Here is a 26,443-nt window from a genome sequence, read left to right on the forward strand (position 1 = left end):
GCATGGATATTAATACTCGCTTGTTGCAGCTTTTTATTCTACCTGTCGCACCACTTCTACTCAGTATTTATTATGAAATGATGTCGACTAATAGGAAAACAGACAATTTACTGGATACTTATCGTAAAAATCTGACCCATAAAACATTACCTATTAGTACTTATTCCTATACCCAAACTCAGGTTCAGAATATGCTAAATCTGAATCTGATTCCTCAATATGATGAAATTTATATAGAAATTACCAACCATAACTTATTAAGAGATATGTTGCAGGTGGATGAACTAAAACTGTTGCAACAAAAAATTATCCATGTGCTGGAAAGTAAGTTCCAAGTTCCTCATTTTTCCTTTACTGATAGTCGGCTCTCGGTCTTGCGTGTAATTATGATTGCCGATCGAGAATCTACTATTTCCAAACAACTGATTGAAAAAATCAGACAGATTGAACTGATTAAAACAGAGATTACTCATCTACCCCATCATCAGGGCCGACCCTCCTTGGAGGAACGCCTATGAGTCATTTTTTGCATGTCTGCGGTCTGATCGTTTCAGTCAATACGCTGCCTGACCCGGTACTGAGTTCTTATTATCAACAATATTATCAATGTAAGCTTAAAACAGCCGATCCGGCTCAGCAGCAAGATTCCTCAGATATTAAGCAAATTCCAGCCTATTTCCCAGCTCCCAGGAAGTTATGGCCGGTATTTAGCTTTGATCAAATACACTACGAAACTTATCAAAACATGAAAAATCAGGGTATTAAACCGGGTTTAATCATTCCTGAAAATTTCATGAAACCGTCAATCTACTTTCAGATCAAACAGGAGGTTTCGGACGGTGCTATCCCGATTCTTGATCTAAGCAGCATCGAACCAAAGCGTTTTCGCGGACTTGCGACCCTCGCCACTAGTGCAGGTTTACGTCCCATGGCGGCCTATATACAGGATGGCTGGAATCCGAATCTCAAAACTTTACCTGCGGGGCTTTACATTATTCAGGCCAATCATGGACAACTGCCTTTACCCGCCCGTTTAATTCAATCTGGTCAGCAACAATTTTACACCGCCTACCCACAAACTGCTTTCAATGGTACTGGAATTATCCTGAATCCTCAGGTGCCACTTGCCGAAAGTGAGATTGCTTATCCTGAATTGGGAATTTCCTGGACCTTTTTAAATACGCGCTTTGACAGCCAAATGAACCGGGTGCATACCAATCTACTCGGCTATATCTTGCTCTCAGCAGGAATCATCATCTTGCCATTACACCTGGTGCTCTCGACCCATTACCCTAATTTATTAAGCTTCTGGGGTACCTCAACTTCCTGGGCATCCGTTGTTGTGATCGTTATCTTAATGCTCATCCTCCTGATCACCATGTTATGGCGGAGGTTCAAAAAATCATGAGCATGATCGATATTCTGTTTATTACCGGCTTTATCGGGATCTGGATTCCACAGGCCTTTTGGGCCTGGCTCAGCTTTTCTGCCTGGCGTTACTCGATTCAGGCAAGTCAGGAATTGACCAATTTACCAATACCTGAACGTTGGCCCATGCTGAGTGTGCTGGTGCCGGCATATAATGAAGCACTGGTGATTGAAGATACCTTACGTTCTCTAGCTGCACAGGATTATCCGGCTGAAAGCTATGAAGTACTGCTGATTAATGATGCATCTAAAGACAATACCCAGGAAATTGCGGATCGTATGGCTGCCGAATTTCCAGTCATTCGGGTCATCAATGTGCCTAAAGGTCAAGGTGGTAAAGGTAAATCCAGAACTTTGAATAACGGACTCAAACACGCCCGCGGAGAATTGATTGCGGTTTATGATGCGGACAGTACGCCAGAGCCGGATTGTGTACGGCTGATTGCCCAGACCTTGCTGGCAGATTCTAGTCTGGTCGCAGTGAATGGCAAAGTTCGTACCCGCAACTGGAAAGACAGCCCCCTTAGTACCTTTATCGCTATCGAGTTTATCTATTTCCAGTGGATTTTTCAGGGTGGACGCTGGCTGCGTTTCCGTCTTTCTACCCTAATGGGAACCAATTATGTGATCTGGCGAGATGCACTCGATATTCTAGGCGGATTTGACGAAAAATCCTTGGTCGATGACACCGAAATGAGTTACCGGATTTTTCTGGGACATAAACGGATTAAATGGGTGCCTTATGCCGTAGGCTGGCAACAGGATCCGGGCGACCTAAATATTTTTATCAAACAACGCTCGCGTTGGACTCAAGGTAACTTTTATGTAACCCGTAAATATTTAAGAACAGCGCTCCGGCATCCTTTTCCAATCGGAATGGAGATCGGCAACAATATTATGTGTTACATCATTTTTCTGCCAGCCCTGTTCTTAAGTCATATGACGCTGGTGGTTGGCCTACTCGGTATTGATGGTACCACGATTCCCGGTCCATTTACCTTACTCTTTATTTTGGCCTTTATTCTTTATCTGGTCCAGATCTGGTTCACCCTCAGTCTGGAAAAAGAAATGCCTAAACGATTTTACTTCTATGCCTTTATCGCCTATTTCACCTATTCACAGGTATTTCTCCTGATTGTCTTTAAAGCCGCCTGGGACATGTTAAAAGGCAAAATCAAGGGTGAGGGAATTACTTGGTACAAGACAGAACGAAAGAAGGAAAAAAAATGATCATGCACATAAAAACAGCTCCTTTGAGATTAATGTCTTCACTTATCTTGGCATTGTCTAGTGCACATCTCTATGCGACCACCTGGAAGCTTGATGATGTAGTTGCGCGGCATGTAGAGCAAACTACGCCTTACTTTTTTTATGTTGGAAAAGGTGAAAGCTGGCAGGATGTCCAGTTCAGCAGTCAGTTCGATGTACAGGGTAGCAGTACGGTGATTGTCCGGTATGACAATCAGCTGATTCATCAACAAAATTTGAGTGGTAAAGGCACATTAAATTTTAGCCTCCCCCCTGCCGATAGCGGTTTTCATCGGCTGGATATCAGTATTTTACAAAAACCAGGACCTGGACAAAGCACTGCCAATATCTGTCTTGAATCAAGCAATTTACAGACTACCTTGACTCAACCAAATCTGAGTTACCAATCGCAGCGTAACAGCATGCAGCTAAATCAACTCCCGGATGTCCTGTTCAATAGTCAATTGAACCGCCCAGAACCAGTACAGGCACTGCTAGGTTTTAATACGGCAAATTTCTTGGAAGCCACCATGATAAGTAGGCTGGCAACTGCCTGGAATTTTGCGACACCTGTGCAATGGCGGCTAAATACCACTCCTGAATCAGCACCTGATTTCATGATCAATATTCAGCGTTCGGCCGCAAAATTACCCGCAGCACAGATGAGTTTAAATCAGGTTAACCTGGTACCAAGTCTGACAATTGAATATTCTTCAGAACCCCAATTATTGATGGCCGTCAATGCCCTGCTCAATCAGCAATATCTGGCACAACTAAATACTGCAACAGCGAGTTTAAATGGCCCTGTCGCACGACCAAACTGGGCCAGTGTACGCCGTTTTGAAAGCTTGGCTGATCTGGGCATTTCCGATTTCAAACTAGACAATACTCCCAAAAATATTTCACTAGTCTTTCCTGCTGTTTGGGAAGCTACGGATATTTTAAAGGGTCAGCTTAATTTCCGTTCGCAAAGCGGACTCTTACAAGGCTCGACCTTACAGGTTTGGCTCAATGAAGTACTCGCAGGTAGTACCAGTCTGGCAAAACTGGATTCCAGCCCGGTTGAGCGGCAGTTTGAATTTGTAGGGGCAGATTATCCCTATACCAACAGCTTTAACATGACGGTGAATAATAACCAGTTAAATAGCAATAATTGTCTACCTAATGCGGGTAATGCCTTATGGATTGATGCTAAAAAATCCAAGCTTAGTCTGCCTTATCAGATGAAACAGGGAGTCATCAGCCTGTCTACAGTTTTTGACAAGACTTCTGAAATTGCCATGAATACGCCTATAGCCACCCCCATTGCGATCAGCCTGGCTCAAGTTGCCAAGAACATGCTGCTCAGTAATGATCCAATTGGTCTGAATATCACCCAGCTGAATCCAAGTACACCTAAAACCATTAATATCCTGCTGAATGCCCAGCGTTATCAATCCGAATTGCAAAAATACAGTCAGATTCTTTACTTACCTACTACGGCAAATGGTAGTTTGATCACCGTCAGAAACGGGAATTTCTGGATTTATAGCGACAACAACCTCGGGGTAGAAAATTTTGCCCGCTTCTGGCCGCAAATCCAGCAGAAAATCCCGAACAATACTGCGGCCTTGTTTATTTCTGCCCAAGGACAACTTACCGTACTTAGTCAAACCGCTATAGAAAAAGCAGAAACCCCGATAGTTGAACAGATTTCCATGCGAACTATTGCTATTATTCTTGTGATTGTTGCTGCGCTTATTATAGGGCTGCTGTTCTGGCGCAGAACTCGTAAGGCACAAAAAACCAAAGAAGAATAATAATGAAAAAATACCTGATTTTAGGCTTACTGGTGTTACTGGCACTTCTTGCCTTGGCTTTTACTGGCTCTGCGTTTTTTATGGCACGTGCAGATGCTAAAGCGGTAACAGCACCTAAAATTGAGGGTATTTTCTGGCAGGTTGACCAGATGAGTCATGCCTCTGGTAACTGGCACTTATTAGGTATCGATACCTTAGTCACTCAATGGAGTATTGTAGATGGACGCTCCTTTTTTAAAGAAATCCCTGGAGCACAATGGCAACATCAGCCGGATTGGAAAACAATTGCCCAACAGCCTTGGTCCAAGCAGGTTATCTTAGGTCTGGCAGGCATTTTTCAGGAACCTGTGGCACGTGAAAATATTGACCAGCTCTTTTTACAATCCCAACAGATTATTAAAACTTCTCTTCCAGTTCAGCCTGCTGCTTATTATTTTCCTGTAGAAGCTGACCCAAGCTGGCATGGAGTTGCCAATATGGCGCGTTATGTTGCCGAGTTCCAGCGACCGGTCTGGATCAGTATTTATAGTGCAGACCGAAAATCACGGTTTTTACATTACTGGCTTGAAAGCTGGTTACCTGATAATGCCCAAGTCTTTTTTCAGGATGGCGTCGGTGTAGGCACGCGCAGCCCCGAAGAAGCGGCGGTGATTTATCAAAACCTTAAACATCAGGTTGGTGACAAAAGAGTTGTGATTATTCTCGAAGCTTTCCGGCCTAAACCGGGAGGCGGCTTTCGTGCAGCTTATCCTTGGGAAATTGCAAAACAGTTGAAAGCTTATGCTGGCGAGCGTGTCTATATTTTTGATGGTCCACATTATTTAAATAAAGCCAGTGTGCTCTGGCTTTATTTGTGGATGAAAATCAATTACTAAGCTCTGACTGTTAAATCTTGCAGCATCTGTTCTAAAATACGTTCCGAAGCATGACCATCACCAAATGGATTTTCGACTTCTGCATGTTGTCGATAATAGGCTGAATCATCCATTAGACGAGAAAACTCTTGTACGATTTTGGCCTGGTCGGTACCGACCAGTATTCCACAACCTGCTTCAACCACTTCCGGGCGTTCAGTTACCTCCCGAAGTATGAGCACCGGTTTTTGATAGGTGGGGCTTTCTTCCTGAATACCGCCTGAATCAGTCATAATAAAATAGGCTGCACCTAAAACAGCCAGTAAGTCCGGATAATCCAGAGGTTTTAACAAATGTACCTGCGGATGATCTAGAAACTCGCGATAGGCAATTTCATATACCTGCGGATTGAGATGCACAGGCCAGGCAAAATGCATCTCTGGATAACGGCGACATAGTGTATGGATGGCGGCACAGATATTTTGAATACCTTCACCAAAATTTTCCCGTCGATGTGCGGTCAGCAAGACTAGTTTATCTTGCTCACTTAATTTCAGCCCCATTCGCTCTAACCTTTGCTGAGACTGCTGAGAAGAAGATTGCATTAAATCACGGGCATGATAAATAGCATCAACCACAGTATTACCGGTAATAAAAATCTGCTGGTCTGGAATATTTTCCTGACGCAAATTTTCTGCAGAACGTCGAGTCGGTGCGAAATGCCAGTGGGCCAAGCGGGAAACTAGTTGTCGGTTACCTTCTTCCGGAAATGGATGCATCAGATCAAAAGAGCGTAATCCGGCTTCAACATGCGCTAAATGAATATTCAAGTTAAAGGCCACCAGAGCACCTGCAAGTACAGTGGTGGTATCCCCTTGGACTACAATTACATCACATTTCGGCATGTCACGATATACTTGATCCAGTTCGGTCAATGCCTTGCTTAATAGAATATTTAGACTTTTGCCGGGTTGCATGATTTGCAGATGATGATCAATTTTGATTTGGAAAAACTCGATCGCATCCTGTACCAATTCCAGATGCTGGCCAGTAAATACCACACTAACTCTAAATCGTGAATCTTGCTGGGCTTTTAAGATGACTGGTGCTAATTTAATCAGTTCAGGGCGAGTACCAAAAATAAAAGAAAGATCAATCGGCATGGTTAAAAGCTCCAGTAATAAGTCAGTTCCACTCGAGTATTATCAAAAGTTCTTTTTCCAGACTCAGGTGCCCCATTTACATATTTGCCATACATCTGTTCAATACGTAGCTTGAGCGGGAAGTCTGCAGGTTGCCAAGCTATACCCGGTCCCAGCTCTGCCAGGTTGTTATAAAATTCGTTATTAGAGTCATTAATCGTATGTAGCTTCAGATAAGTCTGGATATTGCCTACATGATCCCGGTTAAAGTTCCAACCGGTACGCAGGCGCAGGTCGCCAATTACATTATAATCTTCACGTGAATAGCTCGCCGCATTGCCATACAGTTCGGCAAAATACTGAGTCTTCTGGGTAACCGGACTATGACTAGTTTCGGAATCATGCCAATACCATTCCTGATAACCGGTCAAACCGAAATTAATGCTTTCTCTGAGTTTGTCTCGGTTTAAATCGATTAGATCATAACTTCCGCCGAGTTCCAGATATAGATAGAGCGGCCATTCCCAAGGACGGTAATTTGTTCCAACACCAACAATAGCTGCATTCTGGTCAATAATCTCGGGTCGTGCACCGCCGGTAGATTGGGTATCCCTGTTAATGCTGGCAAAGCCATAAATCTGGCCACGGTTTTCTTCTCCCCAATAATGTCCATAACGGAGCTTCAAGGGCAAGATGGCAGTATCATAACGTCCTTCAAAAGAAGGAGAAAAATAGATATCGGTAAAGGTATTTTTAGTCTGACCACTTGTTGTTCCACTTAAATTGAGTACTGCCTGTTGGGCTTTTACTGCAGTTTCAGGATTTGAGGAACTTTGCAGTTTTTTAAATATTTCTAAAGCTTCGGGATTACGTTGAGCAGTGTTCAATAGATAGGCTTTTTGCAACAAGAGTTGTTCATCATTCGGTGTTAATTCAAGCGTTCGATCAATATAAATTAAAGCTTCGGTATTATTATTTTTGCGCATTTCCAGATAGGTCCAGGTTTTCCAAACCTTCGGATCTTGCGGTGATTTTTCGCTAATTTGCTGCAAAAGTCGCGTTGCCTGCTCTGGATCAACTTTTTCTATTTGGTAATATTGTTCCCATAATGTATAAGTCTCAGGTATGGTTTCCGCTTGAGTTAACAAACTTGAAATTGACAAGCAAATACTTGAAATAATAGGTAATATTTTCATTTTAATGCGTGAATTAAAATATTATAATTCATACTATAACAGCAATTTAATTTAAGGCTGGAACGGATGAAATTAAGTTACCAAACTCTCTATTATTTTTACAGGAGATCTGGTATTCACAGAAAATATGAGAACATCACTATTATAGATCTTATTTAAACTGATAAATCTATTATTCAAATTATCATTTTTTATTTATGTGGTAACTCAACTGATGGCTCTAGTCCTCTTTTTTTCAAGTCAATTTCTTATCTGTGTTTCGGGTTATTTAGTATCCTAAAAAGCGGATTGAGCTGCTCCCCGTATTCTAGACACGAGAAGAAATGGAAATTCTTCTCTCATGGCTTGATCAAAATTTGAATGATAAAGACAAATTTTATCGTTGGTACTTCGAACTGGCATTCTGGACAGGTTTTAGACTCTCAGAAATGATTACTCTAAGAAAAAGTGATATTGACTGGCACAAGGGTATTTTTAAAGTAAACAAAAGCCGTGTTCATGGATTGGAGAAAAAATTTACAAAAACACATACTTCTAGAGATTTCTACTTAAACGAGAGATCTTCTTTAGTTTTAAAATCATTTATCCAATTTAAGAAAGATCATAATTACAAATCTGATTACTTAATGCTTTGCCCAGAAACCAGTCATCCTTTTTCAACGAAAAACCTCCTCGCATACGTCTAGTCGAAGCTATGAAAGCCTGTTCAATTGGCCATAGACCTGCATACAATGCAAGACATACATATGCAACGATGTTGCTCATAGATGGCGTCAATCCAATGTTTGTAGCTGATCAACATGGGCATAGCCTACAAATGCTGATCAAACGCTATACCAAATGGTTGCATGGAGATAAGAACAAGCAAAAAATTGCGAAACTTAGCGTAACTCGTACAGCCTAAATATGTCGAAATCGAAAGCTCTTGGAATGAAAAATGTGGCAAACATGTGGTAATAAAAAAGCCACTTATATAAGTGGCTTTTTTATAAGAAGAATCTTGGTGGAGATGGCGGGAGTTGAACCCGCGTCCGCCAACACTACGCTCGAGAATACTACATGCTTAGATATCGTCTATTGTTTTAACACCAAGAGACCCGACGAACAGGGTTCAAGGTGCGATCCTCTAGATTTGGTATAAAGCCCCGAGGCTTGACTCTATACGGACTTGTGTGCGTTCGCTTCAGTCGGGATCTCTAACCACAAGTATTCAGAGATGCGGACAAGCAGCCCTTAGGCTGCTAGAGCGTAAGTTTCGTCGTTTGCGACTATTTAAATGCAAATTTTATTTACGAGAGAAAATGCGCTCTCGGCATGCATCTATGAGTTTCATCATCGGCGTCGAAGCCAAGAACATCCCCAAAGTACAAGCTCATCATAGCATAACTGGCAAAAAATACGATGCATTTTCTACACAAATACACTTTTGAATGCGCCTGATTACATAATTGCGCTAATATTTCATAATTCAAGTCAGCATTTAAAAAAATTATGAGCTATTTATTGGCACTCGACCAGGGAACGACATCTAGCCGTGCAATCATCTTTAATGAACACGGACAGATTCAGGCAACAGCTCAACGCGAAACCCATATCCAGACCCCACATTCCGGCTGGGTCGAACAGGATGCACAGGAAATCTGGAGCTCGCAAATTGCAGTGGTACAACAGGCGCTTGCTACTGCCCGGATTCTGGCCAAAGATATTAAAGCGATTGGCCTGACCAACCAGCGTGAAACGACTGTGGTATGGGATTGTCGTAATGGGAAGCCTCTTGCACCAGCGATTATCTGGCAGGATCGTCGTGCAACAGACTGGTGTAATCAGCTGATACAGCAAGGCCAGATGGATCAGGTACAACAAAAAACCGGGCTACGGATTGATCCTTATTTCAGTGCGGGCAAGCTGGTCTGGTTATTGGAACATGTGGATGGCTTACGTGAACTTGCAGAACAAGGTCATGTCGCTTTTGGCACTATTGATAGCTGGCTGATCTGGAACCTGACTCAAGGTGCCGAGCATATCATCGAAGCCAGTAATGCGTCCCGTACCATGTTGATGAATCTGCATACTCAACGCTGGGATGAGGAACTACTAGACCTGTTTAATATCCCGGCTTCAGTCCTGCCACGAATCATCAGTTCTGATTGTCATATTGCAGATACGGCACCGGGTTTATTAGGAGCTACGATTCCTATTACCGGTATTCTGGGTGATCAGCAATCCGCCCTATTTGGCCAGTCCTGTTTTGAACCGGGGATGGCAAAAAATACCTATGGTACCGGCTGTTTTATGCTATTCAATACCGGTCATGATATCCAGCTCAGCCAGAATAAATTGCTTTCTACCCTCGCCTGGCAGGCACAGGAACAGACCAGTTATGCCTTGGAAGGCAGCGTTTTTATGGCCGGTGCAGTGGTGCAATGGCTACGTGATGGGCTTGGCATCATTCAAAAAAGCAGTGATATAGAGAAGCTAGCCTGTAAAGTTAAAGATACCGACGGCGTGGTCTTAGTTCCTGCCTTTACCGGACTGGGTGCACCGCATTGGGATAGTGAAGCGCGTGCCCTGCTTTGTGGTATGTCACGAGGAACCAATAAGGCTCATATTGCCCGTGCTGCATTGGAATCGATTGCCTTTCAGGTCTCCGATGTACTGACTGCCATGCAATCGGATATTGCTCACCCTTTAAAAGAGCTACGCGTCGATGGTGGCGCCAGCTGTAATGATATGCTGATGCAGTTTCAGGCTGACCTGCTGAATGTGCCTGTCTTGCGTCCAAAAATGCTGGAATCCACCGCTTGGGGTGCAGCAGCGATGGCAGGTTTAAAGTCAGGGGTATTTTCTAATTTAAATGAAATTTCTCAATCCTGGCAGCTAGATCGCGCCTTTGAACCGAAAATGCAGTCCGATGAACGTGAAGCCCATTTGGCCAAATGGCAAAATGCCTTAAAACGGGCCAAATCAGATTTATAATCCTATAAAAAACCGCTAAATATTTAGCAGTTTTTTTTAATTTTGGAAAATATTAATGTGATGGCATTCCACCCACACCCGCTTTGGGTCGTGGTGCCAACCAGACGATTAAAGCAGCAAAAATAAAAACCATCGCCAAAATCAAAAATAGGTGATTAGCAGACAGCGTTAATGCTTCTTTATCCACCAGACTGGAAATATAACCCAAGGCACTGTCCGAACTCATGCCCTGTGCCATTAAGGTATTCTGAGTTTCTTCGACATTCAGTTTACCGACCAGCTCACTGCGGGCCACTTTACTATGATCATCCCAGATCGTGACTGCAATCGACGCACCAATCGCCCCGGCCATGGTCCGCAGAAAGTTCATCAAACCAGCAGCTGAAGCCATTTCCTGCGGCTGTACTGAGGCCAACGCCATATTGGAGAGTGGGATGAAGAAGAACGGTACCGCAAAACCTTGCAGAATCTGTGGCCAGGCCAATGCCATGAAATCCGCATCCGTGGTCCAGAATGCCCGTATTAAGGTCACCACGGCAAGCAAGGTTAAACCGAAACTGGCTAGAATACGCTGGTCGTATTTGGTCGCCATCTTCGCCACAATCGGTGACATCAATAGGCTACCAAAACCCATGGTCGCAGTCAGATAACCTGCCCAAGTGGCCGTATAACCTAGATTGATCTGCACCCATTGCGGAATAAGAACAATACTGGAAAAGAAAGCACCGAAGGCAAAGGCCAACGACAGCACAGCAAAGGTAAACCCGCGATATCGGAAAATCCGGATATCTACAATCGGATGCCGTTCGGTCAGTTCCCAAATGGTAAAGATGATTAAACCGACTATGGCAAGCACCGCCAAGGTACCAATAAAGGAACTGCTAAACCAGTCATGTTCATGACCGAGATCTAACATTAATTGCAGCGCACCAATCCAAAGAATCAGTAAGAACAAACCACCTTTATCAATCTTCAAAGTATTGGTTTCAGTTTCTGCTGGTTTTAATAGCTTCAATGCAGCCAGACCGCAGAACAGACCCACTGGAATATTGATAAAGAAAATCCAGTGCCAGGACAGGTTATCACTAATCGTACCGCCAAGAATTGGACCAAGAATTGGACCGACTACGGTGGTCATCGCCCACATACCCATCGCTTGGGATTGTTTTTCAGGTGGGAAGATGCGTAGCAATAGAGTCTGACTCAGCGGCATGATTGGGCCACCGAACAACCCCTGCCCGATCCGGCAAAACACCAGCATTTCCAGACTGGTAGAAATCCCGCATAGAATCGAAAAAATGGTAAAACCCAGCAGGCAGACACCAAACAGGCGCACGCTACCAAAGCGACCCGCCAGCCATCCTGTCAAAGGTACACAGATCGCTTCTGCGACTGCATAAGAAGTAATGACCCAAGTACCTTGCGAGCTGGACACTGCCAGACTACCGGTAATATGCGGCACCGAGACATTGGCAATGGTCATGTCCAGCACGACCATGAAATTGGCTAATGCCAGCACAAAGGCTGCCAGCATCAGCTTGCCGCCAGTCAGATTCCCATATGGAACATATTTATTCATCGGGAATTACTTCTTGAAGTGGATTTCAGCTTCCATCGACAGACCCACACGTAGCGGATGCTCAGCCAGCTCTTTCGGATCCAGCTGGATACGCACTGGCAAACGCTGTACCACCTTAATCCAGTTGCCTGTGGCATTCTGAGCAGGAATCAGGGCAAAAGCTGAGCCTGTACCACCAGAGAAGCCCACGACGGTGCCGTGGTATTTCACCGATTTACCATACAGGTCTGAAGTCAGTTCAGCTTTCTGCCCCACACGGACGTTTTCTAGTTGGCTTTCTTTGAAATTGGCATCGACATAGAGCTGATCTACTGGTACGACCATCATCAGCATTGTGCCTGGTGCAACACGTTGACCTACCTGAATGGAACGGCGTGAAACCACTCCATCAAAAGGTGCTTTAATTACAGTACGTTCTAAATCTAGCTCGGCCTGTTTCAGTTTGGCTTCAGCTACGAGTACATCAGGCGTGGAGTTTTCATTCGCGCCTTGAATCAAGGCTTCATTCGCCGCTAAATTGCTTTGTGCTGCTTTCTGGCTGGATCTTGCTTGTGCCAGACCCGCTTCGGCAGAAGCTACGCCGGCTTTGGCAGTATCCAATGCAGATTGTGCCGTACTGAGTTCTTCTTTAGACACTGCACCGCTCGCACTGAGTTTTTCACGACGCGTATATTCATCTTGTGCTTTATGCAAGGCTGCCTGAGCTTGGGCCAGCTGAGCTTCGGCACTGCGAATCACATCATCACTAACCCCAATCTGTGAGCTTAAAGCCCCACTATTGGCCGCAGTCTGTTTATACTGGCGCTTGGCTTTGGTCAGTTCTGCACGTGCCTGAGCCACTGCAATTTTGGCATCACGGTCATCAATTTTGGCCAAAATATCGCCCTCTTTGACCGCTTGGGTATCATGAACCAGTACTTCAGCAACCTGGCCACTCACCATAGAGGTAATAGAAGCCGTTTCGGCCCCCACATAAGCATTTTCAGTACTGACCGAATTGTTCAGAAAGAATTTCCACACCAGAAACAACACCAGTGCAATCACTATAAGGATGGCAACAATACTCAGGGCTTTTTTACGTTTATTTTTTAAAGCTTGATCCGAAGTTGCATCAGATACGTTTTCTGGCAGGGTGTCTTGTACATCTGTCATTGATTTTTTCCTAAATCCAACAGACTTGGTCACGCAGCCACACTGACCAGCACTGATATGAATGTATAGATTCATATCCCGTTTATTGATCAATGGGTAAAATGAGAAAGCCGTATTAATTTAATTTTCATGCATTCTAATAATAAAAATTAGAAAATATGCAAAAAAATATTACTCGGAAGTTTAAAAAACTAAGCCCCTATTCCAGGAATAAGGGCTTAGTTCAGACTCAGAATGAGCCAGGATTGAGGAGATAAACTTAATTAATAGGCATATGACGCAATCGCTGTGGCAATCGGCTTGTCATCATCATTGACCATGGTCATACGCATGGTGCAACCCTTACGCCCCAAACGTAAGGTTTCTGCACGGGCAATAAAATATTTACCACGACCGGGCGCAAGATAATCCACGCGCATATCTACCGTCGCCAAACGTGATACCTTTTTAATCGTATCAGCAATAGTTTCTGGTTCGGCTTTCTTATACAGCTCACCCATCGCCACAATTCCACCAATACTGTCGAGTATGGTGGCTGCAAGACCACCATGCAGAATCTGAAAAGCCACATTGCCAATCATAAAATCCTGCATTTCAACATATGCTTCGATCTGACCATCGACCACCCGCATGGTCATGCCATTATGCTTAAAAAAAGGAGAGGTATTAAAAGCGTGTACCAACTGGTTTAAGACCACTTCAATATCCACTTTTGCACCTAAATGTATATTACCTGTCCAATTTCTTTCTGTCTTAGTCATAAGTCTGCCCGAAGCTACAACAATAAAAAACCGCTAATTTATGCCCAAAAAATTCAGATAGGGTTACAATAGGGGCCTAGTTTAATACTGATTACTGAGATTTTTATGACCTATACGTTCAATCGTCCCGCGTTTCCTGCAACTCGCATGCGTCGTATTCGTAAAAATGAGCATTTACGTTCTATGGTACGTGAAACCCATCTCAGTGCTGATCACTTGATTTATCCAGTATTTGTGCTTCCGGGACAAAACCAGACCCAAGACATTCCAAGTATGCCAAATGTGCAGCGTTTGTCTGCTGACTTGTTGTTAAAAAAATCAGAACGTTTGCTCGAACTAGGTGTCAATAAGCTGGCGCTGTTCCCGGTTACACCCCAAGAAGATAAAAGCCTGACTGCAGAAGCGGCTTGGCATGAAGATGGTCTGGTACAGAAGACCGTTCGTCTGCTGAAAAAAGAATTACCGGAAATGGTGCTGATCACCGACGGCGCGCTAGATCCTTATACCACGCATGGCCAAGACGGCATCATTGATGAAACCGGTTATGTCCTGAATGATGAAACGGTTGAAGCGCTGATCAAGCAGACTTTAAGCCATGCCGAAGCCGGAGCTGATATTGTCGCGCCAAGTGACATGATGGATGGCCGCATCGGTGCAATTCGTCAGGCCTTTGAACAGAATGGCCATATCTATACCTCTATTATGGCCTATTCAGCCAAATATGCATCTAGCTTCTATGGCCCATTCCGTGATGCTGTCGGTTCGGCTAGCAACCTAAAAGGCGGCAATAAATACAATTACCAGATGGATTTCGCTAACCGTGCCGAAGCACTGCATGAAATTGCACTGGATATCCAGGAAGGTGCAGATATGGTGATTATTAAACCGGGCATGCCGTATCTGGATGTGGTTCGTGAAGTCAAAGATACCTTCGGTATACCTACTTTTATTTATCAGGTTAGTGGTGAATATGCCATGCTGGCTGCTGCAATTCAGAATGGCTGGTTATCTGATAGTGTAATTCTAGAGTCCCTGATGTGCTGCCGTCGTGCCGGCGCAGATGGTATCTGGACTTACTTCGCGGAAGAAGCGGCGCTCAAACTGAAAGACATGAAATAAAATAGAAGGACCTTGGCGCAATGCATATCGCCATTATCGGAGCAGGCATCACCGGCTTGATGTCAGCTTTGGAATTGCTTGAACAGGGATGTTCTATTACGATTTTCGATCAGCAAGCGGCTGGACAGGCAGCTTCTTGGGCCGGAGGTGGCATTCTCTCCCCGATGTATCCTTGGCGTTATCCCGATGCCGTTAATGCCCTTGCCCGCCATGCCAAACCGTTGTATCAGGAATGGAACCAGAAACTGCAACCGGTGACTGGCATTGATTTCCAGATTCATGAAACTGGTATGCTGATTTTTGATGAATCTGATTTTGAAATTGGACTACGCTATGCTGAGCAATATCAAGATCCGCAGCAACATGCCGAATACCTGGATCAACCCCAAATCCAGCAGATTAATTCCAAAGTAGATCCAAAATTTGAACAGGCGATCTATTTTCCGCAACTCTCCAATATCCGCAATCCGCGCCTGTTACAGTCCATTATTGCTTACCTTAAGCGGCATCCTCGTGTCACTTGGCAAGAGCATTGCAATATTAGTCAGCTAAATATCCAGCAAGATCATGTACACAGTGTTTCCACTAAAAATGGCCTGAGCTTTAAAGCAGATCAGTTCGTCATTGCCACCGGTGCATGGTCTGCACGCTGGTCTGAACAGCTCGGTCTGGACATTCCAGTTCATCCGGTTCAAGGACAGATGCTGCTGTTTAAAACACCAGAAAACTGGCTACCGACCATGTGCATGAACAAGGTCATGTATCTGATTCCACGTCGTGATGGTCACGTGCTGTGTGGTTCCAGCATGCGTCAGGTCGGTTTTGATACTTCGCCTTCTGCTGAAATCCGTCAGGATATTTTGGAAGCCTGCCTGGAAATGGTACCAGAATTGATTGATTTCCCAATCGTGAAACAGTGGGCAGGTTTACGCCCGAGTTCACCAGATGGCATTCCCTATATCGGCAAGATTCCGCACTTGGACAATCTCTGGACCAATTTTGGCCAGTTCCGTAATGGTTTATGTATGGGTGCTGCTTCTGGAAAATTGCTGTCTCAGTTAATCCTGGAACAACCGACCATCGTAGATCCACAGCCTTATAGTCCGGTACAGCGCTTACAGCCGCACTCTTTAACGGTTTAAAATTTCAATCAAGGCTTCTTTTAGGGTCGGATAGCTAAATTCAAATCCGGCTTCCTGCAAAGCTTTGGGCTGGACATATTGACCATTCAGAATCAGTTGTGACTGTTCACCTAGCATCATTTTCATACTGCAAGCTGGTAACGGCAATAAAGGTTTACGCTTCAGCACCTGTGCGGCGATCCGGACAAATTGCGCCTGACTGACTTTTTCAGGTGCAACCACATTAAATACCTGTTGCTGGGCCGGCTGCTGCATCAGGAATTCGATCGCCCGCATGACATCCTGTAGGTGCACCCAAGTCACCGGCTGACGCCCATGACCAATCCGGCCAAACATATTCAGTTTAATCGGCAATAACATCTGCGGAAGAATCCCGCCTCCTTGACCAAACACCACAGCAAAGCGAACAATTTTGGTGTCCTGCCCAGTATAGGACAAGGCCAGTTTTTCCCATTTCTCACACAGTTCTGACATAAAAATGGATTGTGGTGGACTTTGTTCTGTACACACCGTCTCCCAGTGTTCTTGCGGATCGATTCCATAGTAGCCGACCGCTGAAGTCGAAATAATACATTTGGGCTTAATCTGATTTTTCTCTAGATAGTCATATAACTGCCTGGTGGTATTTAGCCGACTGTCCAGCAATTTCTTTTTCCGGGCGGCTGTCCAGCGACCCTGACCGATACTTTCACCAGCCAGATTAATCACATAATCAATCTGATGATTTTTCAATTCTTCCAGATTATTAATCCAGTGAAAATCAGGATGCTCTTCACGCAATTTTTTCTGCCGGGTCAGGCCGATCACGGCATAATCACGAGCCAGTAAAAATTTCACCAGATGGCTGCCAATAAAACCGCTGGCGCCTGTCATAAGGACTACAGGTTTATACATGGTTATTCTGTGCCATTATTATTGTATTGCTCAAATTATACGTCACTCATAAATCAAAATGTTAGATAAAGTAGGTTGGATCGATAAATGAGGAATTGTTATCAGGCTATACAGAAAACGTCTGATTTTCTATATAGCCTGATTTAGCATCTTGAATTTAATCTCAACGATTTTGATATAAAGAGTTGAAATCCTAGCCAAACATTTTTGCTGCCATACGCTGTGCCTGTTTGCCATAAAACCAGTAGGTCAGCAGATAGAGCGGAATCGCGATGAGCAGGAACATGATCACGACAATGCTCATAAATTGTGGCTGTTGCAGATATAGTAAAAAGTCCTGCCAGGCATTCGGATTGGAACGCGTCGCAATGGCAATCCCTAAAATTAAAAATGCCAGGTTATAGCCCCAATAAATCAGGCTAAATCCCAAGGTGAATTTTTTACGCTCTACCTGAGTGGGCGCCCGTTGTTCCTTTTTTAAAAATTTAAACAGTACCCAGATCATCGCCACCAGATAAGGCACAATGGTTAATACTGCACCCATGCCAGTCGGCATTAATGCCGCCACAACCCCGCAAATGCAGGTAAAAATAAAGCATAGGAAGAAAAACCAGAGAAAATAGCGAGTTAGAGACACCATTAGCAGGACTCAAGGACGATTAATCAACTAGTATAAAAAAAATTAATTTTTTTTTCATTTTATTGTCAACCTAAAGTGAGATGCTGACGTTATATAGGGTACAAGGTTCGGAAATTTGGACTGGCATCCACAAATTTTCGTTCTCTTTGCTAAAGCAATAAGTTCAGTGTTTTAGAAAATTTTGAATAGCAGCCAAAATTTTCACTATACACAAATCTTTGACCGACGATTTCATCATCACTCGAATCGTCGGTTTTTATTTTTTGGACGAACCGTTTTTAACAATTCGCCTGCCAATTTTTATTAGCTTCTTATGCAGCATAAAATAATGATTGCCTGTAGTTTTTCAAGTCTGTTTTTAGCAATTTTTATAAAAAATATTGGTTCTGCTATTCAGATGTTATGAAATTGCCTGAAGTAAGATTTAAAATAAAAACGCTGTATTCAATACTTTATATATGAGAATCACATTTTATTGATTTCACAAGTATTATTCTTATATTCAAAACTATGCTGAAAATAGTTTTAATGACGGGCAGCAATGAAATAGATCAAAATATTTTTTTCAAGTAGATTTTTAGCTGGGCTTTTTTCTATAGTAGGAAGGCAAAAATAAAGGTGGGTATACATGGCAGTTCATTTTCTACATACTTCTGATTGGCATTTGGGACAGTTTTTCCATAACCATGACCGTGAATTTGAACATGCACAATTCCTGAATTGGCTCCTTGAACAAATCAAGGAAAAACAGCCCCATGCCCTACTGATTGCCGGTGATATTTTTGATGTCATCAATCCAGCTTCTAGCGCCCAAAGACAGCTTTATCAATTCCTTGCCGATGCCCATGAACTGGCACCGCATATGCAAACCCTGATGATTGCCGGCAACCATGATTCAGGTTACCGGATTGAGCAGGTTCAGCCTTTATTGACTAAATTCAATGCCAAAGCGGTGGGTATTGTCGGCCGGACTGCGGACAATGCTCTTGATCTGGATCGTTTGCTGGTTCCAATTTATGACCAGCAGCAAGAGATTATTGCCTGGTGCCTAACCCTGCCTTATTTACGCAGTGCCGAAATTACCGGCATTAATGAACATACTCATAATAGTCAGAATGCCATCAGCTATCTGCACCAACAATTGATTGCCGAAGCCAAAGCACGCAAGCAGCCACATCAGTCGCTGATTCTCATGTCGCATGCGCATATGCAAGGTGGAGAAACTTCCGATTCCGAACGTCCCATTATTGTCGGCAATGAAGAGGCTCTCTCAACGGCGCTATTTGATGAAGTCATTGACTATGTCGCTCTGGGACATCTGCACAAACCACAAAAAGTCGGTCAACCGCATATCCGCTATAGTGGCTCCCCGATCCCCCTATCCTTTAGTGAGATCAACTATTTGCATCAGGTCGTTGAAGTCAGAATCGATCCTGAACAAAATGCTGAACAGCGTTTTCAGTTTGAAGCGCTGAAAGTTCCTCGTACTGTCGAGCTGTTTAGAATTCGGGAAAATCTGGAAAATCTGCTCAGTAAAGTAAAAGCATTGCCGACTGGGGAAATTGAGCATCTGGCAGCCCGGCATTTTTTGGAAATTGAATACACTACCGATGCACCGCCACCGGTAGATTTACGTCAGCAGATTGAACAGGCACTGCCGCCAAATCGTTATCGTCTGCTACGCATCAGCCGGATTTATCAACGTCAGGCAGAAGATCAGGCTGATAGCTCTAAAATTGACTTGGCACCTCCAACGCCTGAATCACTATTCTTCAATATCTGGGAAAAAATGGGTTATAGCCAGGATCATTCGGTGCAGCAGGATTTTCAGCAGTTACTGGTCGAAGCCCAACATGAACTTGCACAAAAACAACAAGCTTAGGATCAGCCATGAAAATTATCCGTCTGAGCCTAAATAACCTCGCCTCTCTTGCTGGTACGCATCATATTGATTTTGAATCGAATCCGCTGGCGCATGCCGGATTGATTGCGATTACCGGAAAAACCGGTGCTGGTAAATCTACCCTGCTCGATGCCATGTGTCTGGCGCTGTACAACGAAATTCCGCGTTTAAAAGGCGCCACAGGCAGCCTGAAAGATGCAGGTGGACAGGATGTCTCGATCAAGGATTCCAAAAATATTCTGCGCCGTGGCTGCGTACAGGGTTTTGCCGAGCTTGAATTTATTGCCCTAGACCAGAAACGTTATACCGCGCGTTGGGAAATTCGTCGTGCACGACAGAAAGTGGATGGCAATTTAAAGGTCGATCGTGCCATTACCTGTCTGGATGATCAACGGGTTCTAAATCAGAAGATTTCTGAATGCACGCCACTGATTGAAAAACTGGTCGGCTTGAGTTTCGAGCAATTTACTCGTGCAGTTTTATTGGCACAGTCCGAAGTCGGTGCTTTTCTAAAAGCTAAAGATAATGAACGCGCCGATTTACTCGAATATCTGACCAATTCTCAGATTTTCAGTCTGGTCAGCCAGAAAGCATTTGAAAAACACAGTGAAGTGAAGCAGAAACGCGCTGATCTGGAAAAATTAATCGGTCATCTGGAACTATTATCTGAAGAAGATATTGCTGCCTTACAGCAGCAACACACGACTTTAAAACAGGCGGTTGAGCATCTAAACCAGAGTGAAAAGGTACTGGAAAATGACCTGAAATGGCATCGCCAGCAGCATTATCTCTATACTGAAATTCAGGCCAAAAAAGAAATCTATACGGTTCAGCTAGATGCTGAACAGAAAATGGCACCGCAAAAACAGTTATTAGATCAACTGGATCAGTTTCAGCAGATTCGGGAACAGTTTGTCCAGCAACAGCAGTTTCAAAAGCAGCGTAGCTATTTACTGATTGAGCAGCAAAACTTTGTTGCCGAATTCACAGCAGTTCAACAGCAACGTGATAGCGAACAGCACAAGTTGCAGCACATTCAGCAACAGCAACAACAGCAGCAACAAGAGTTCCAGAAGATCAAACCTTATCTGGATCAGGGACTCAAGCTGGATCATGAAATGCTGTCGATTGGCGAGCAGTATAAACAGCTTCTAGCTGAACAGCAGACCTATAGAACCCAGCAGATTCAGCCTGTTCAGAATCAGCTGGTGCAGACTGAGCAACGGTTACAACAGGTTCAGGCTCAGTACCAGCAGATTCAAAAGCAACTAGAACAACAGAGCTTTTTAGCGGTTTTTGATGACGAACCCCAGGCGACTCTGCAACGCTTACAGGATTATCAGGAACTGCACCAGAAATTCATGCGGCAGCACCCGGCACTTTTCCAATCCAGCCGACCTGAATTGGAACAGCAGCAACAGGCTTTATCTGCTAGCTTGCAGGAACTCACTCAGCGTTATACTCATCTGGATCAGCTTGAACAGCAGATCCAACAGTTCCAGATCCAACAACAGCAACTCAGTACCCAGCATTCGAAGCTTGAAGCTTTAATGCGCACTGTACAGCAAATGGCTGGCTTAGAAACTGAAAGCCTGCAATTGAACCGCGAGTTAGAAAGCTATCATGACCGCTTAAAGCAACTAGAAACTGAGCTGGTTCAATTACAGCAACAACGTCAGGAAGCAGAACAGGCTTTCGAACAATTGCAACAAGTACTGGCTCAGCAACGTTTATTACAAGCACAAAGTGTTCAGGAATTACGTGCACAGCTGAAACCAAATGAGCCTTGTATGGTCTGTGGCAGTCATGAGCATCCTTTTGTACAGCATCAGGAACTGCTAGAAAATGCTTTGCAACAGCTACATGACCAGCAGCTTCAGGAAGCTCAGAAAAAACTACAGCAACTGACTCAGACATATCAGCAAGCACAAATCCAGCAATCTCAACTGCAAACCTTAATTGAGCAATATCAGCAACGCAGCAGTCAGCTCAATACGACACTACAACAGCAGAAGGTTCAGTTGAATCAGGATCTTCAGCAATTTGATTTGCTGTTGGATTTAAGCCAAAGCACAGATCATTTGCAGCAACAGCTTGGTCAGCATGTGCTTCAACTTCAACAAGAACAACAGCAGCTAGCACAGACCCTGCAAAATCAGCAAAGTGACTGGAAACAATGGCGTCAGCAACAGCAACAGCTGGATCAACTACGTTTTAGCATGCAGCAGCATTCACAGCTAGAACAAATGATTCAGCCAGTTCTTCATCTACTGCCTGAGTCCTTGCAGAAATCCTGGATTACTGATGCCTCATCAAGCTGTCAGCAGCTATCTCACCAACTGCAACAACGTCAGAAACAGACTCAGGAATTCAAAACCTTAGAGACTCACATGCAAAGCTTAAATCAGCAGATTGAAAAGGCACGTGATCAGCTCAGCCTGCATCAGCAATATGATGCACAGTTACAGCAAAAGATGAATACGGCGCTGAATATGGGTAAAGCGCTACGTGAACAGCTCAACCACCTGACCCTTACCCATGCCGGACAGATTTATCCTAAGGCACAGGAATGGCGTGACCGTTTGGAGCAACAACAACAGGCGTTGGATGAACAGTTACGGGCACAGAGTCTGATGACCCAGCAGCATGATCAGCATTTGCAACAAGCTGAACTGAAAAAACAGAGTTTCATCACCCAGATTCAGCAACTAGAACAGCAGATCAAGCAATGCCAGCAATCTATTCAGGACTGGCAAAATACATATCCTGCGTTTGATGCCGAGCATATCCAGCATTGCCTGAATATTGACTTGCAACAGCATCAGCAAATTCGCCAGCAATTACAGGCACAACATCAGGCGGTTGAAAATGCCAAAACGGCTTGGGATATTCTGGAGGAACAATATCAGCATCATTTGAAATCCAAGCCTGAACTTAGCTTTGAAGAAGTTGAACTGCGCTTAAGTGGACTGGCACAGGAAAAAGCTGAACAGGAAAATGCCTGTAATGAAGTAGCCACCAAACTAAGAATACATGCCAATAACCAATCGACCTTACAACGCTACCAGCATCAGATTGAACAGGTCAAAGCTGAAGAATATCGTTGGGGTCGGATCTATGACCTGATCGGCCATAAGGAAGGCACCAAATTCCAGAAAATCGCGCAAGAACATCATCTGGATATTCTGGTCGAATATGCCAATCAGCAATTACAGCCTCTAGCACCGCGTTATCAGCTGCACCGGATTCCAGACAGTTTGAGTCTGGCGATTATTGATCTGGATATGAACAGCGAAGTGCGTCCTGTCCTGTCACTCTCTGGCGGTGAAACCTTCCTGGTCTCTCTGGCCCTGGCCTTAGCGATTGCCAATATGGCTTCCGGCTCAATGAAACTGGAATCGCTATTTATTGATGAAGGTTTTGGTACTTTAGACCCGGCTTCCTTACATATGGTCATGAATGCACTGGATCATTTGCAGAGTCAGGGCCGTAAAGTGGTGCTAATTTCACATGTACAGGAGATGCATGAACGGATTCCGGTTCAGATTCAGGTTAAACCGGTCGGTGCCGGTGCCAGTACCATTCAGATTATAGGTTAAAGCATGAACTCTATCCCGAACAAGCTCTCGCCCTATTTCAGCTTACAACTTGAGAGCTTACGGGGTATCAGTGCCATTGTGGTGCTATTCAGTCATAGTTTTCAGGCTTTTATCGCACCTTTTGATCTGAGCCTATATTCCTGGGTACGTCTATTAGGCCAGGCTGCTGTGATGATCTTTTTTGTGCTCAGTGGCTATTTAATCGGGACTTCGATCCAGAACAACTTCCAGAAACATGAAAATTTTAATCTGCGGCAGTATATACGGCAGCGTTATCGCCGTATTTTACCGCCGTTTCTGTTTGCATCCGCTTTCAGTCTGATTCTATATGCATTAGCACCTACATTTTTTGCTTCACATAGCCATGAGTTCCAGAACAGTTTTGGCATGATGATTCGGACTGCATATAACATTGATACTCAGGATTTTTTAGGTTCTTTATTCTTTCTAAACGGCTTTATTACACCGACGGTATCTGCCAATGCACCGCTCTGGAGCCTGAGCTTTGAAGTCTGGTTTTATGTACTGGCCGGATTTCTTCCTTTTTTAAAAGATTCTGGAATCGCTAAAATCGGCTTTTTTATCTTGCTTCTAGGGCTTTCTCTACTGAACTATCAGTTTCTGTTTTATTTCCTGCTCTGGCTAGTTGCCTTTGCCAATTCATTCCGGCAGATCCAGCTGCGTTTTTTAAGTCGACTACAACCCATTAAATTGGGCCTATTTGGTCTGGCATTTATGATTGCCTGTGCGGATGCTTACCAGTTTCATGTCATTGAACAGGCTGACTTATATCGTGTAAATTATTTTGTGCCGTTTAACCTGTGTATGGGGCTCGCCTTTGTCTGCTGGATTGTGCAGCTGCAACATCAACAAAGCCAATATCAACCAGTTTGGCCTCAGTCTGCAAATTTCTCCTATACACTTTATGTCACTCATTTCCCTTTACTGCTTTTTATTCTAGGCTGCTTTCCTGCAACGCTTGATCATGGTCTTGAGGGTGCCGTTTTATCCTTATTTATGAGCATGTGCAGCTTAATTTTCTTTGCCTGGCTTATGGCCCAATGGCTGGAACCCCAAAGAAAAAAAGCGTTATCAACTACTCTGCAATAACGCTTTCCCAAAACTCAATTGTCAGTACAAATCAGTCCGCTTTTTTAGGACGTGCGCCAAACAAGGCAGTTCCCACACGTACCATGGTAGAACCTGCTGCAATCGCCTCAGTCATGTCGGCAGACATTCCCATACTTAAAGTATCCCAGTCTTCAGGTTTTGCATGTTGGCTTTTGACCTCTTCGAACAAGGCTTTGGCATCCGCAAAGGCTTGGGTATTATCTGGCGCAGGAATCACCATCAAACCACGTAAGCGCAAATTCGGTAATTGACTGATCTGTGCTACTAGATCGGCCACTTCCTCAGGCTGACAACCGTCCTTAGTATCCTGCCCATCAATATTGACTTGCAGACAGATATTAAGTGCAGCTTGAGAATCACTACGCTGATTAGATAAACGTTCAGCAATAATCAGGCGATCTACCCCATGCACCCAGGCAAAATTTTCTGCCAGATGTTTGGTTTTGTTGCGCTGCACATGACCGATAAAATGCCACTCAATATCCAGGTCTTTGAGTGCCGTGATTTTTTCCAGGGCTTCCTGTAAATAGTTTTCACCAAAGGCACGCTGACCAGCCTGATACATTTCTGTCAGCACAGGACTAGGCTGGGTTTTGGAGACGGCCAGAAGTTGCACCGAATCCGGCTCACGCCCCGCCAGAGCACAGGCGGACTGGATCTGAGTTAAAACCTGATTTCGTGACTGTTGCAGCATATTCATTGATGGGGTTCTCATTTCGTGCGGATTTTTTTCCCTTGCTCATCAACTAAGTGTTGGTTAAGCTGTGGGAAAGCCTTATTATTCTAGCAAAATAAATAACATTTTAATGAACTCGGGGACCTTATGGATATTACAGAACTGTTAGCCTTTTCTGCTAAAAATGGTGCGTCGGATTTACACTTATCAGCAGGTTTGCCACCCATGATTCGTGTGGACGGGGAAGTACGTCGCATTAACCTGCCTGCACTGGAACATAAAGAAGTACACAAACTGGTGTACGACATCATGAACGACAAGCAACGCCGTGATTATGAAGAAAATCTGGAAACTGACTTCTCTTTTGAAGTTCCAGGTGTGGCCCGTTTCCGTGTGAACGCATTTAACCAGAACCGCGGTGCAGGCGCAGTATTCCGTACCATTCCATCTAAAGTACTGACCATTGAAGATCTAGGCATGGGTCAGATCTTTAAAGATATCTGCGAATATCCACGTGGTATTGTACTGGTAACAGGACCAACCGGTTCGGGTAAATCAACGACGCTGGCGGCAATGCTGGACTATATCAATGATAACCGCTATGACCATATCCTGACCGTCGAAGATCCAATCGAATTTGTACACCAATCGAAAAAATGTCTGATCAACCAGCGTGAAGTGCATCGTGACACGCATGGATTTAATGAAGCATTACGTTCTGCATTACGTGAAGACCCGGATATTATTCTGGTCGGTGAGATGCGTGACCTTGAAACCATCCGTCTGGCACTCACTGCTGCGGAAACCGGTCACTTGGTCTTCGGTACCCTGCATACCACCTCAGCGGCAAAAACTATTGACCGTGTGATTGACGTATTCCCTGCTGAAGAAAAAGACATGGTTCGTGCCATGTTGTCTGAATCGCTGCAAGCTGTTATTTCACAAACCCTGTTGAAGAAAAATGGGGGTGGTCGTGTGGCTGCACACGAAATCATGATTGGTATTCCGGCGATCCGTAACCTGATCCGTGAAAACAAAGTGGCACAGATGTACTCTGCGATTCAAACAGGTGCCAACTATGGCATGACCACACTGGATCAAAGCCTGAAAACGCTGGTATCGAGAGGTATTATCAGTCCGCAAGTCGCCCGTACTGCAGCAAAACAGCCTGAATCATTCTTATAAAAATAATTAATTTTTTGGG

General features: G+C 44.2%; 20 protein-coding genes, 1 other RNA gene and 1 pseudogene. 13 read left to right on the forward strand and 9 right to left on the reverse strand.

The window, feature by feature from the left end:
* Nucleotides 1–2: 2 nt before the first annotated feature.
* Genes FTV31_RS02015 through FTV31_RS02035 form a run of 5 tightly spaced genes read left to right on the forward strand, consistent with a single transcriptional unit; the run spans nucleotide 3 to nucleotide 5,350 of the window.
* Nucleotides 3–518, forward strand: a complete 516-nt coding sequence (locus FTV31_RS02015) for a hypothetical protein (RefSeq protein WP_257227126.1) — start codon at nucleotides 3–5, stop codon at nucleotides 516–518.
* Nucleotides 515–1,408 (forward strand): hypothetical protein, encoded by an 894-nt coding sequence (locus tag FTV31_RS02020; protein ID WP_180012820.1) that lies wholly within the window; start codon nucleotides 515–517, stop codon nucleotides 1,406–1,408. Before FTV31_RS02015 ends, FTV31_RS02020 begins: the two co-directional genes overlap by 4 nt.
* A complete protein-coding gene (locus FTV31_RS02025; RefSeq protein WP_180012821.1) occupies nucleotides 1,405–2,658 on the forward strand; it encodes a glycosyltransferase in 1,254 nt (417 codons plus the stop codon). Before FTV31_RS02020 ends, FTV31_RS02025 begins: the two co-directional genes overlap by 4 nt.
* Complete coding sequence (locus FTV31_RS02030; protein ID WP_180012822.1) at nucleotides 2,655–4,475, forward strand: hypothetical protein; 1,821 nt, start codon at nucleotides 2,655–2,657, stop codon at nucleotides 4,473–4,475. The genes FTV31_RS02025 and FTV31_RS02030 overlap by 4 nt, the downstream gene beginning before the upstream one ends.
* Entirely contained in the window at nucleotides 4,475–5,350 is an 876-nt protein-coding gene (locus tag FTV31_RS02035) for a hypothetical protein (RefSeq protein ID WP_180012901.1), read from the forward strand. Before FTV31_RS02030 ends, FTV31_RS02035 begins: the two co-directional genes overlap by 1 nt.
* Here FTV31_RS02035 and wecB read toward each other — a convergent pair.
* Entirely contained in the window at nucleotides 5,347–6,492 is a 1,146-nt protein-coding gene (gene wecB / locus FTV31_RS02040) for a non-hydrolyzing UDP-N-acetylglucosamine 2-epimerase (RefSeq protein ID WP_180012823.1), read from the reverse strand. The two genes, FTV31_RS02035 and wecB, sit on opposite strands and share 4 nt — an antisense overlap.
* Nucleotides 6,493–6,494: 2 nt before the next feature.
* Nucleotides 6,495–7,667 carry a M48 family metallopeptidase gene (locus FTV31_RS02045; RefSeq protein WP_180012824.1) on the reverse strand — a complete coding sequence of 391 codons (1,173 nt, stop codon included), beginning with the start codon at nucleotides 7,665–7,667 and terminating at the stop codon, nucleotides 6,495–6,497.
* A 311-nt stretch (nucleotides 7,668–7,978) separates the two neighbouring features.
* Between FTV31_RS02045 and FTV31_RS17250 the strand changes: the two are divergent.
* Nucleotides 7,979–8,571 (forward strand): annotated as a pseudogene (locus FTV31_RS17250) (tyrosine-type recombinase/integrase); the annotation flags it as partial.
* A gap of 97 nt (nucleotides 8,572–8,668) precedes the next feature.
* On the opposite strand, the gene ssrA reads toward FTV31_RS17250, so the two are convergent.
* Nucleotides 8,669–9,028: a transfer-messenger RNA gene (ssrA, locus tag FTV31_RS02060) on the reverse strand.
* A gap of 130 nt (nucleotides 9,029–9,158) precedes the next feature.
* Here ssrA and glpK point away from each other — a divergent pair.
* A complete protein-coding gene (gene glpK / locus FTV31_RS02065) occupies nucleotides 9,159–10,643 on the forward strand; it encodes a glycerol kinase GlpK (RefSeq protein WP_180012826.1) in 1,485 nt (494 codons plus the stop codon).
* Between the two features lie 52 nt (nucleotides 10,644–10,695).
* Here the strand turns inward: glpK and FTV31_RS02070 are convergent, their stop codons facing one another.
* The 3 genes from FTV31_RS02070 to FTV31_RS02080 form a co-directional block, all read right to left on the reverse strand.
* Nucleotides 10,696–12,222 carry a DHA2 family efflux MFS transporter permease subunit gene (locus FTV31_RS02070; RefSeq protein WP_180012827.1) on the reverse strand — a complete coding sequence of 509 codons (1,527 nt, stop codon included), beginning with the start codon at nucleotides 12,220–12,222 and terminating at the stop codon, nucleotides 10,696–10,698.
* Nucleotides 12,223–12,228: 6 nt separating this feature from the next.
* The gene (locus tag FTV31_RS02075) at nucleotides 12,229–13,374 is read right to left on the reverse strand and encodes an HlyD family efflux transporter periplasmic adaptor subunit (RefSeq protein WP_180012828.1); all 1,146 of its coding nucleotides are present in this window, start codon (nucleotides 13,372–13,374) and stop codon (nucleotides 12,229–12,231) included.
* A 263-nt stretch (nucleotides 13,375–13,637) separates the two neighbouring features.
* The gene (locus tag FTV31_RS02080; RefSeq protein ID WP_034703122.1) at nucleotides 13,638–14,135 is read right to left on the reverse strand and encodes a thioesterase family protein; all 498 of its coding nucleotides are present in this window, start codon (nucleotides 14,133–14,135) and stop codon (nucleotides 13,638–13,640) included.
* A 105-nt stretch (nucleotides 14,136–14,240) separates the two neighbouring features.
* Between FTV31_RS02080 and hemB the strand changes: the two genes are divergently transcribed.
* Both hemB and thiO read left to right on the forward strand, forming a co-directional pair.
* Nucleotides 14,241–15,254, forward strand: coding sequence for a porphobilinogen synthase (gene hemB, locus FTV31_RS02085; RefSeq protein ID WP_180012829.1), 1,014 nt, complete (start codon nucleotides 14,241–14,243; stop codon nucleotides 15,252–15,254).
* Between the two features lie 20 nt (nucleotides 15,255–15,274).
* Nucleotides 15,275–16,396 carry a glycine oxidase ThiO gene (gene thiO, locus FTV31_RS02090; protein ID WP_180012830.1) on the forward strand — a complete coding sequence of 374 codons (1,122 nt, stop codon included), beginning with the start codon at nucleotides 15,275–15,277 and terminating at the stop codon, nucleotides 16,394–16,396.
* Here the strand turns inward: thiO and FTV31_RS02095 are convergent.
* Together FTV31_RS02095 and FTV31_RS02100 are read right to left on the reverse strand one after the other, a co-directional pair.
* Nucleotides 16,385–17,290, reverse strand: coding sequence for a TIGR01777 family oxidoreductase (locus FTV31_RS02095; protein ID WP_180012831.1), 906 nt, complete (start codon nucleotides 17,288–17,290; stop codon nucleotides 16,385–16,387). The genes thiO and FTV31_RS02095 overlap by 12 nt on opposite strands.
* Nucleotides 17,291–17,483: 193 nt before the next feature.
* Nucleotides 17,484–17,930: an ABZJ_00895 family protein gene (locus tag FTV31_RS02100; RefSeq protein ID WP_004783224.1), complete on the reverse strand. Its 447-nt coding sequence runs from the start codon at nucleotides 17,928–17,930 to the stop codon at nucleotides 17,484–17,486.
* 628 nt (nucleotides 17,931–18,558) lie between these two features.
* On the opposite strand from FTV31_RS02100, the gene FTV31_RS02105 reads away from it, so the two are divergent.
* The 3 genes from FTV31_RS02105 to FTV31_RS02115 are packed head-to-tail and all read left to right on the forward strand — an operon-like array spanning nucleotide 18,559 to nucleotide 24,542.
* Nucleotides 18,559–19,812 (forward strand): exonuclease SbcCD subunit D C-terminal domain-containing protein, encoded by a 1,254-nt coding sequence (locus FTV31_RS02105; protein ID WP_180012832.1) that lies wholly within the window; start codon nucleotides 18,559–18,561, stop codon nucleotides 19,810–19,812.
* A gap of 8 nt (nucleotides 19,813–19,820) precedes the next feature.
* Nucleotides 19,821–23,432, forward strand: a complete 3,612-nt coding sequence (locus tag FTV31_RS02110; RefSeq protein ID WP_180012833.1) for an AAA family ATPase — start codon at nucleotides 19,821–19,823, stop codon at nucleotides 23,430–23,432.
* Between the two features lie 3 nt (nucleotides 23,433–23,435).
* Entirely contained in the window at nucleotides 23,436–24,542 is a 1,107-nt protein-coding gene (locus FTV31_RS02115; RefSeq protein ID WP_180012834.1) for an acyltransferase, read from the forward strand.
* Between the two features lie 31 nt (nucleotides 24,543–24,573).
* Here the strand turns inward: FTV31_RS02115 and FTV31_RS02120 are convergent, their stop codons facing one another.
* Nucleotides 24,574–25,263 carry a YggS family pyridoxal phosphate-dependent enzyme gene (locus FTV31_RS02120; protein WP_180012835.1) on the reverse strand — a complete coding sequence of 230 codons (690 nt, stop codon included), beginning with the start codon at nucleotides 25,261–25,263 and terminating at the stop codon, nucleotides 24,574–24,576.
* Nucleotides 25,264–25,386: 123 nt separating this feature from the next.
* On the opposite strand from FTV31_RS02120, the gene FTV31_RS02125 reads away from it, so the two are divergent.
* Nucleotides 25,387–26,424, forward strand: coding sequence for a type IV pilus twitching motility protein PilT (locus tag FTV31_RS02125; protein ID WP_180012836.1), 1,038 nt, complete (start codon nucleotides 25,387–25,389; stop codon nucleotides 26,422–26,424).
* The last annotated feature ends 19 nt before the right edge of the window (nucleotides 26,425–26,443 follow it).

It is taken from the genome of Acinetobacter sp. YH16031, from assembly GCF_013417335.1.
Taxonomy (GTDB): Bacteria; Pseudomonadota; Gammaproteobacteria; order Pseudomonadales; family Moraxellaceae; genus Acinetobacter.

Excerpts from the sequence above, each read along its gene's own strand:
- FTV31_RS02020 (WP_180012820.1), top strand. The coding sequence starts at position 515 with ATGAGTCATTTTTTGCATGTCTGCGGTCTGATCGTTTCAGTCAATACG.
- wecB (WP_180012823.1), bottom strand. The coding sequence starts at position 6,492 with ATGCCGATTGATCTTTCTTTTATTTTTGGTACTCGCCCTGAACTGATT.
- FTV31_RS02120 (WP_180012835.1), bottom strand. The coding sequence starts at position 25,263 with ATGAATATGCTGCAACAGTCACGAAATCAGGTTTTAACTCAGATCCAG.
- FTV31_RS02070 (WP_180012827.1), bottom strand. The coding sequence starts at position 12,222 with ATGAATAAATATGTTCCATATGGGAATCTGACTGGCGGCAAGCTGATG.
- hemB (WP_180012829.1), top strand. The coding sequence starts at position 14,241 with ATGACCTATACGTTCAATCGTCCCGCGTTTCCTGCAACTCGCATGCGT.
- FTV31_RS02105 (WP_180012832.1), top strand. The coding sequence starts at position 18,559 with ATGGCAGTTCATTTTCTACATACTTCTGATTGGCATTTGGGACAGTTT.
- FTV31_RS02015 (WP_257227126.1), top strand. The coding sequence starts at position 3 with ATGGATATTAATACTCGCTTGTTGCAGCTTTTTATTCTACCTGTCGCA.
- FTV31_RS02125 (WP_180012836.1), top strand. The coding sequence starts at position 25,387 with ATGGATATTACAGAACTGTTAGCCTTTTCTGCTAAAAATGGTGCGTCG.
- FTV31_RS02110 (WP_180012833.1), top strand. The coding sequence starts at position 19,821 with ATGAAAATTATCCGTCTGAGCCTAAATAACCTCGCCTCTCTTGCTGGT.
- FTV31_RS02030 (WP_180012822.1), top strand. The coding sequence starts at position 2,655 with ATGATCATGCACATAAAAACAGCTCCTTTGAGATTAATGTCTTCACTT.
- FTV31_RS02025 (WP_180012821.1), top strand. The coding sequence starts at position 1,405 with ATGAGCATGATCGATATTCTGTTTATTACCGGCTTTATCGGGATCTGG.
- FTV31_RS02095 (WP_180012831.1), bottom strand. The coding sequence starts at position 17,290 with ATGTATAAACCTGTAGTCCTTATGACAGGCGCCAGCGGTTTTATTGGC.
- FTV31_RS02075 (WP_180012828.1), bottom strand. The coding sequence starts at position 13,374 with ATGACAGATGTACAAGACACCCTGCCAGAAAACGTATCTGATGCAACT.
- FTV31_RS02100 (WP_004783224.1), bottom strand. The coding sequence starts at position 17,930 with ATGGTGTCTCTAACTCGCTATTTTCTCTGGTTTTTCTTCCTATGCTTT.
- FTV31_RS02045 (WP_180012824.1), bottom strand. The coding sequence starts at position 7,667 with ATGAAAATATTACCTATTATTTCAAGTATTTGCTTGTCAATTTCAAGT.
- FTV31_RS02080 (WP_034703122.1), bottom strand. The coding sequence starts at position 14,135 with ATGACTAAGACAGAAAGAAATTGGACAGGTAATATACATTTAGGTGCA.
- thiO (WP_180012830.1), top strand. The coding sequence starts at position 15,275 with ATGCATATCGCCATTATCGGAGCAGGCATCACCGGCTTGATGTCAGCT.
- FTV31_RS02115 (WP_180012834.1), top strand. The coding sequence starts at position 23,436 with ATGAACTCTATCCCGAACAAGCTCTCGCCCTATTTCAGCTTACAACTT.
- glpK (WP_180012826.1), top strand. The coding sequence starts at position 9,159 with ATGAGCTATTTATTGGCACTCGACCAGGGAACGACATCTAGCCGTGCA.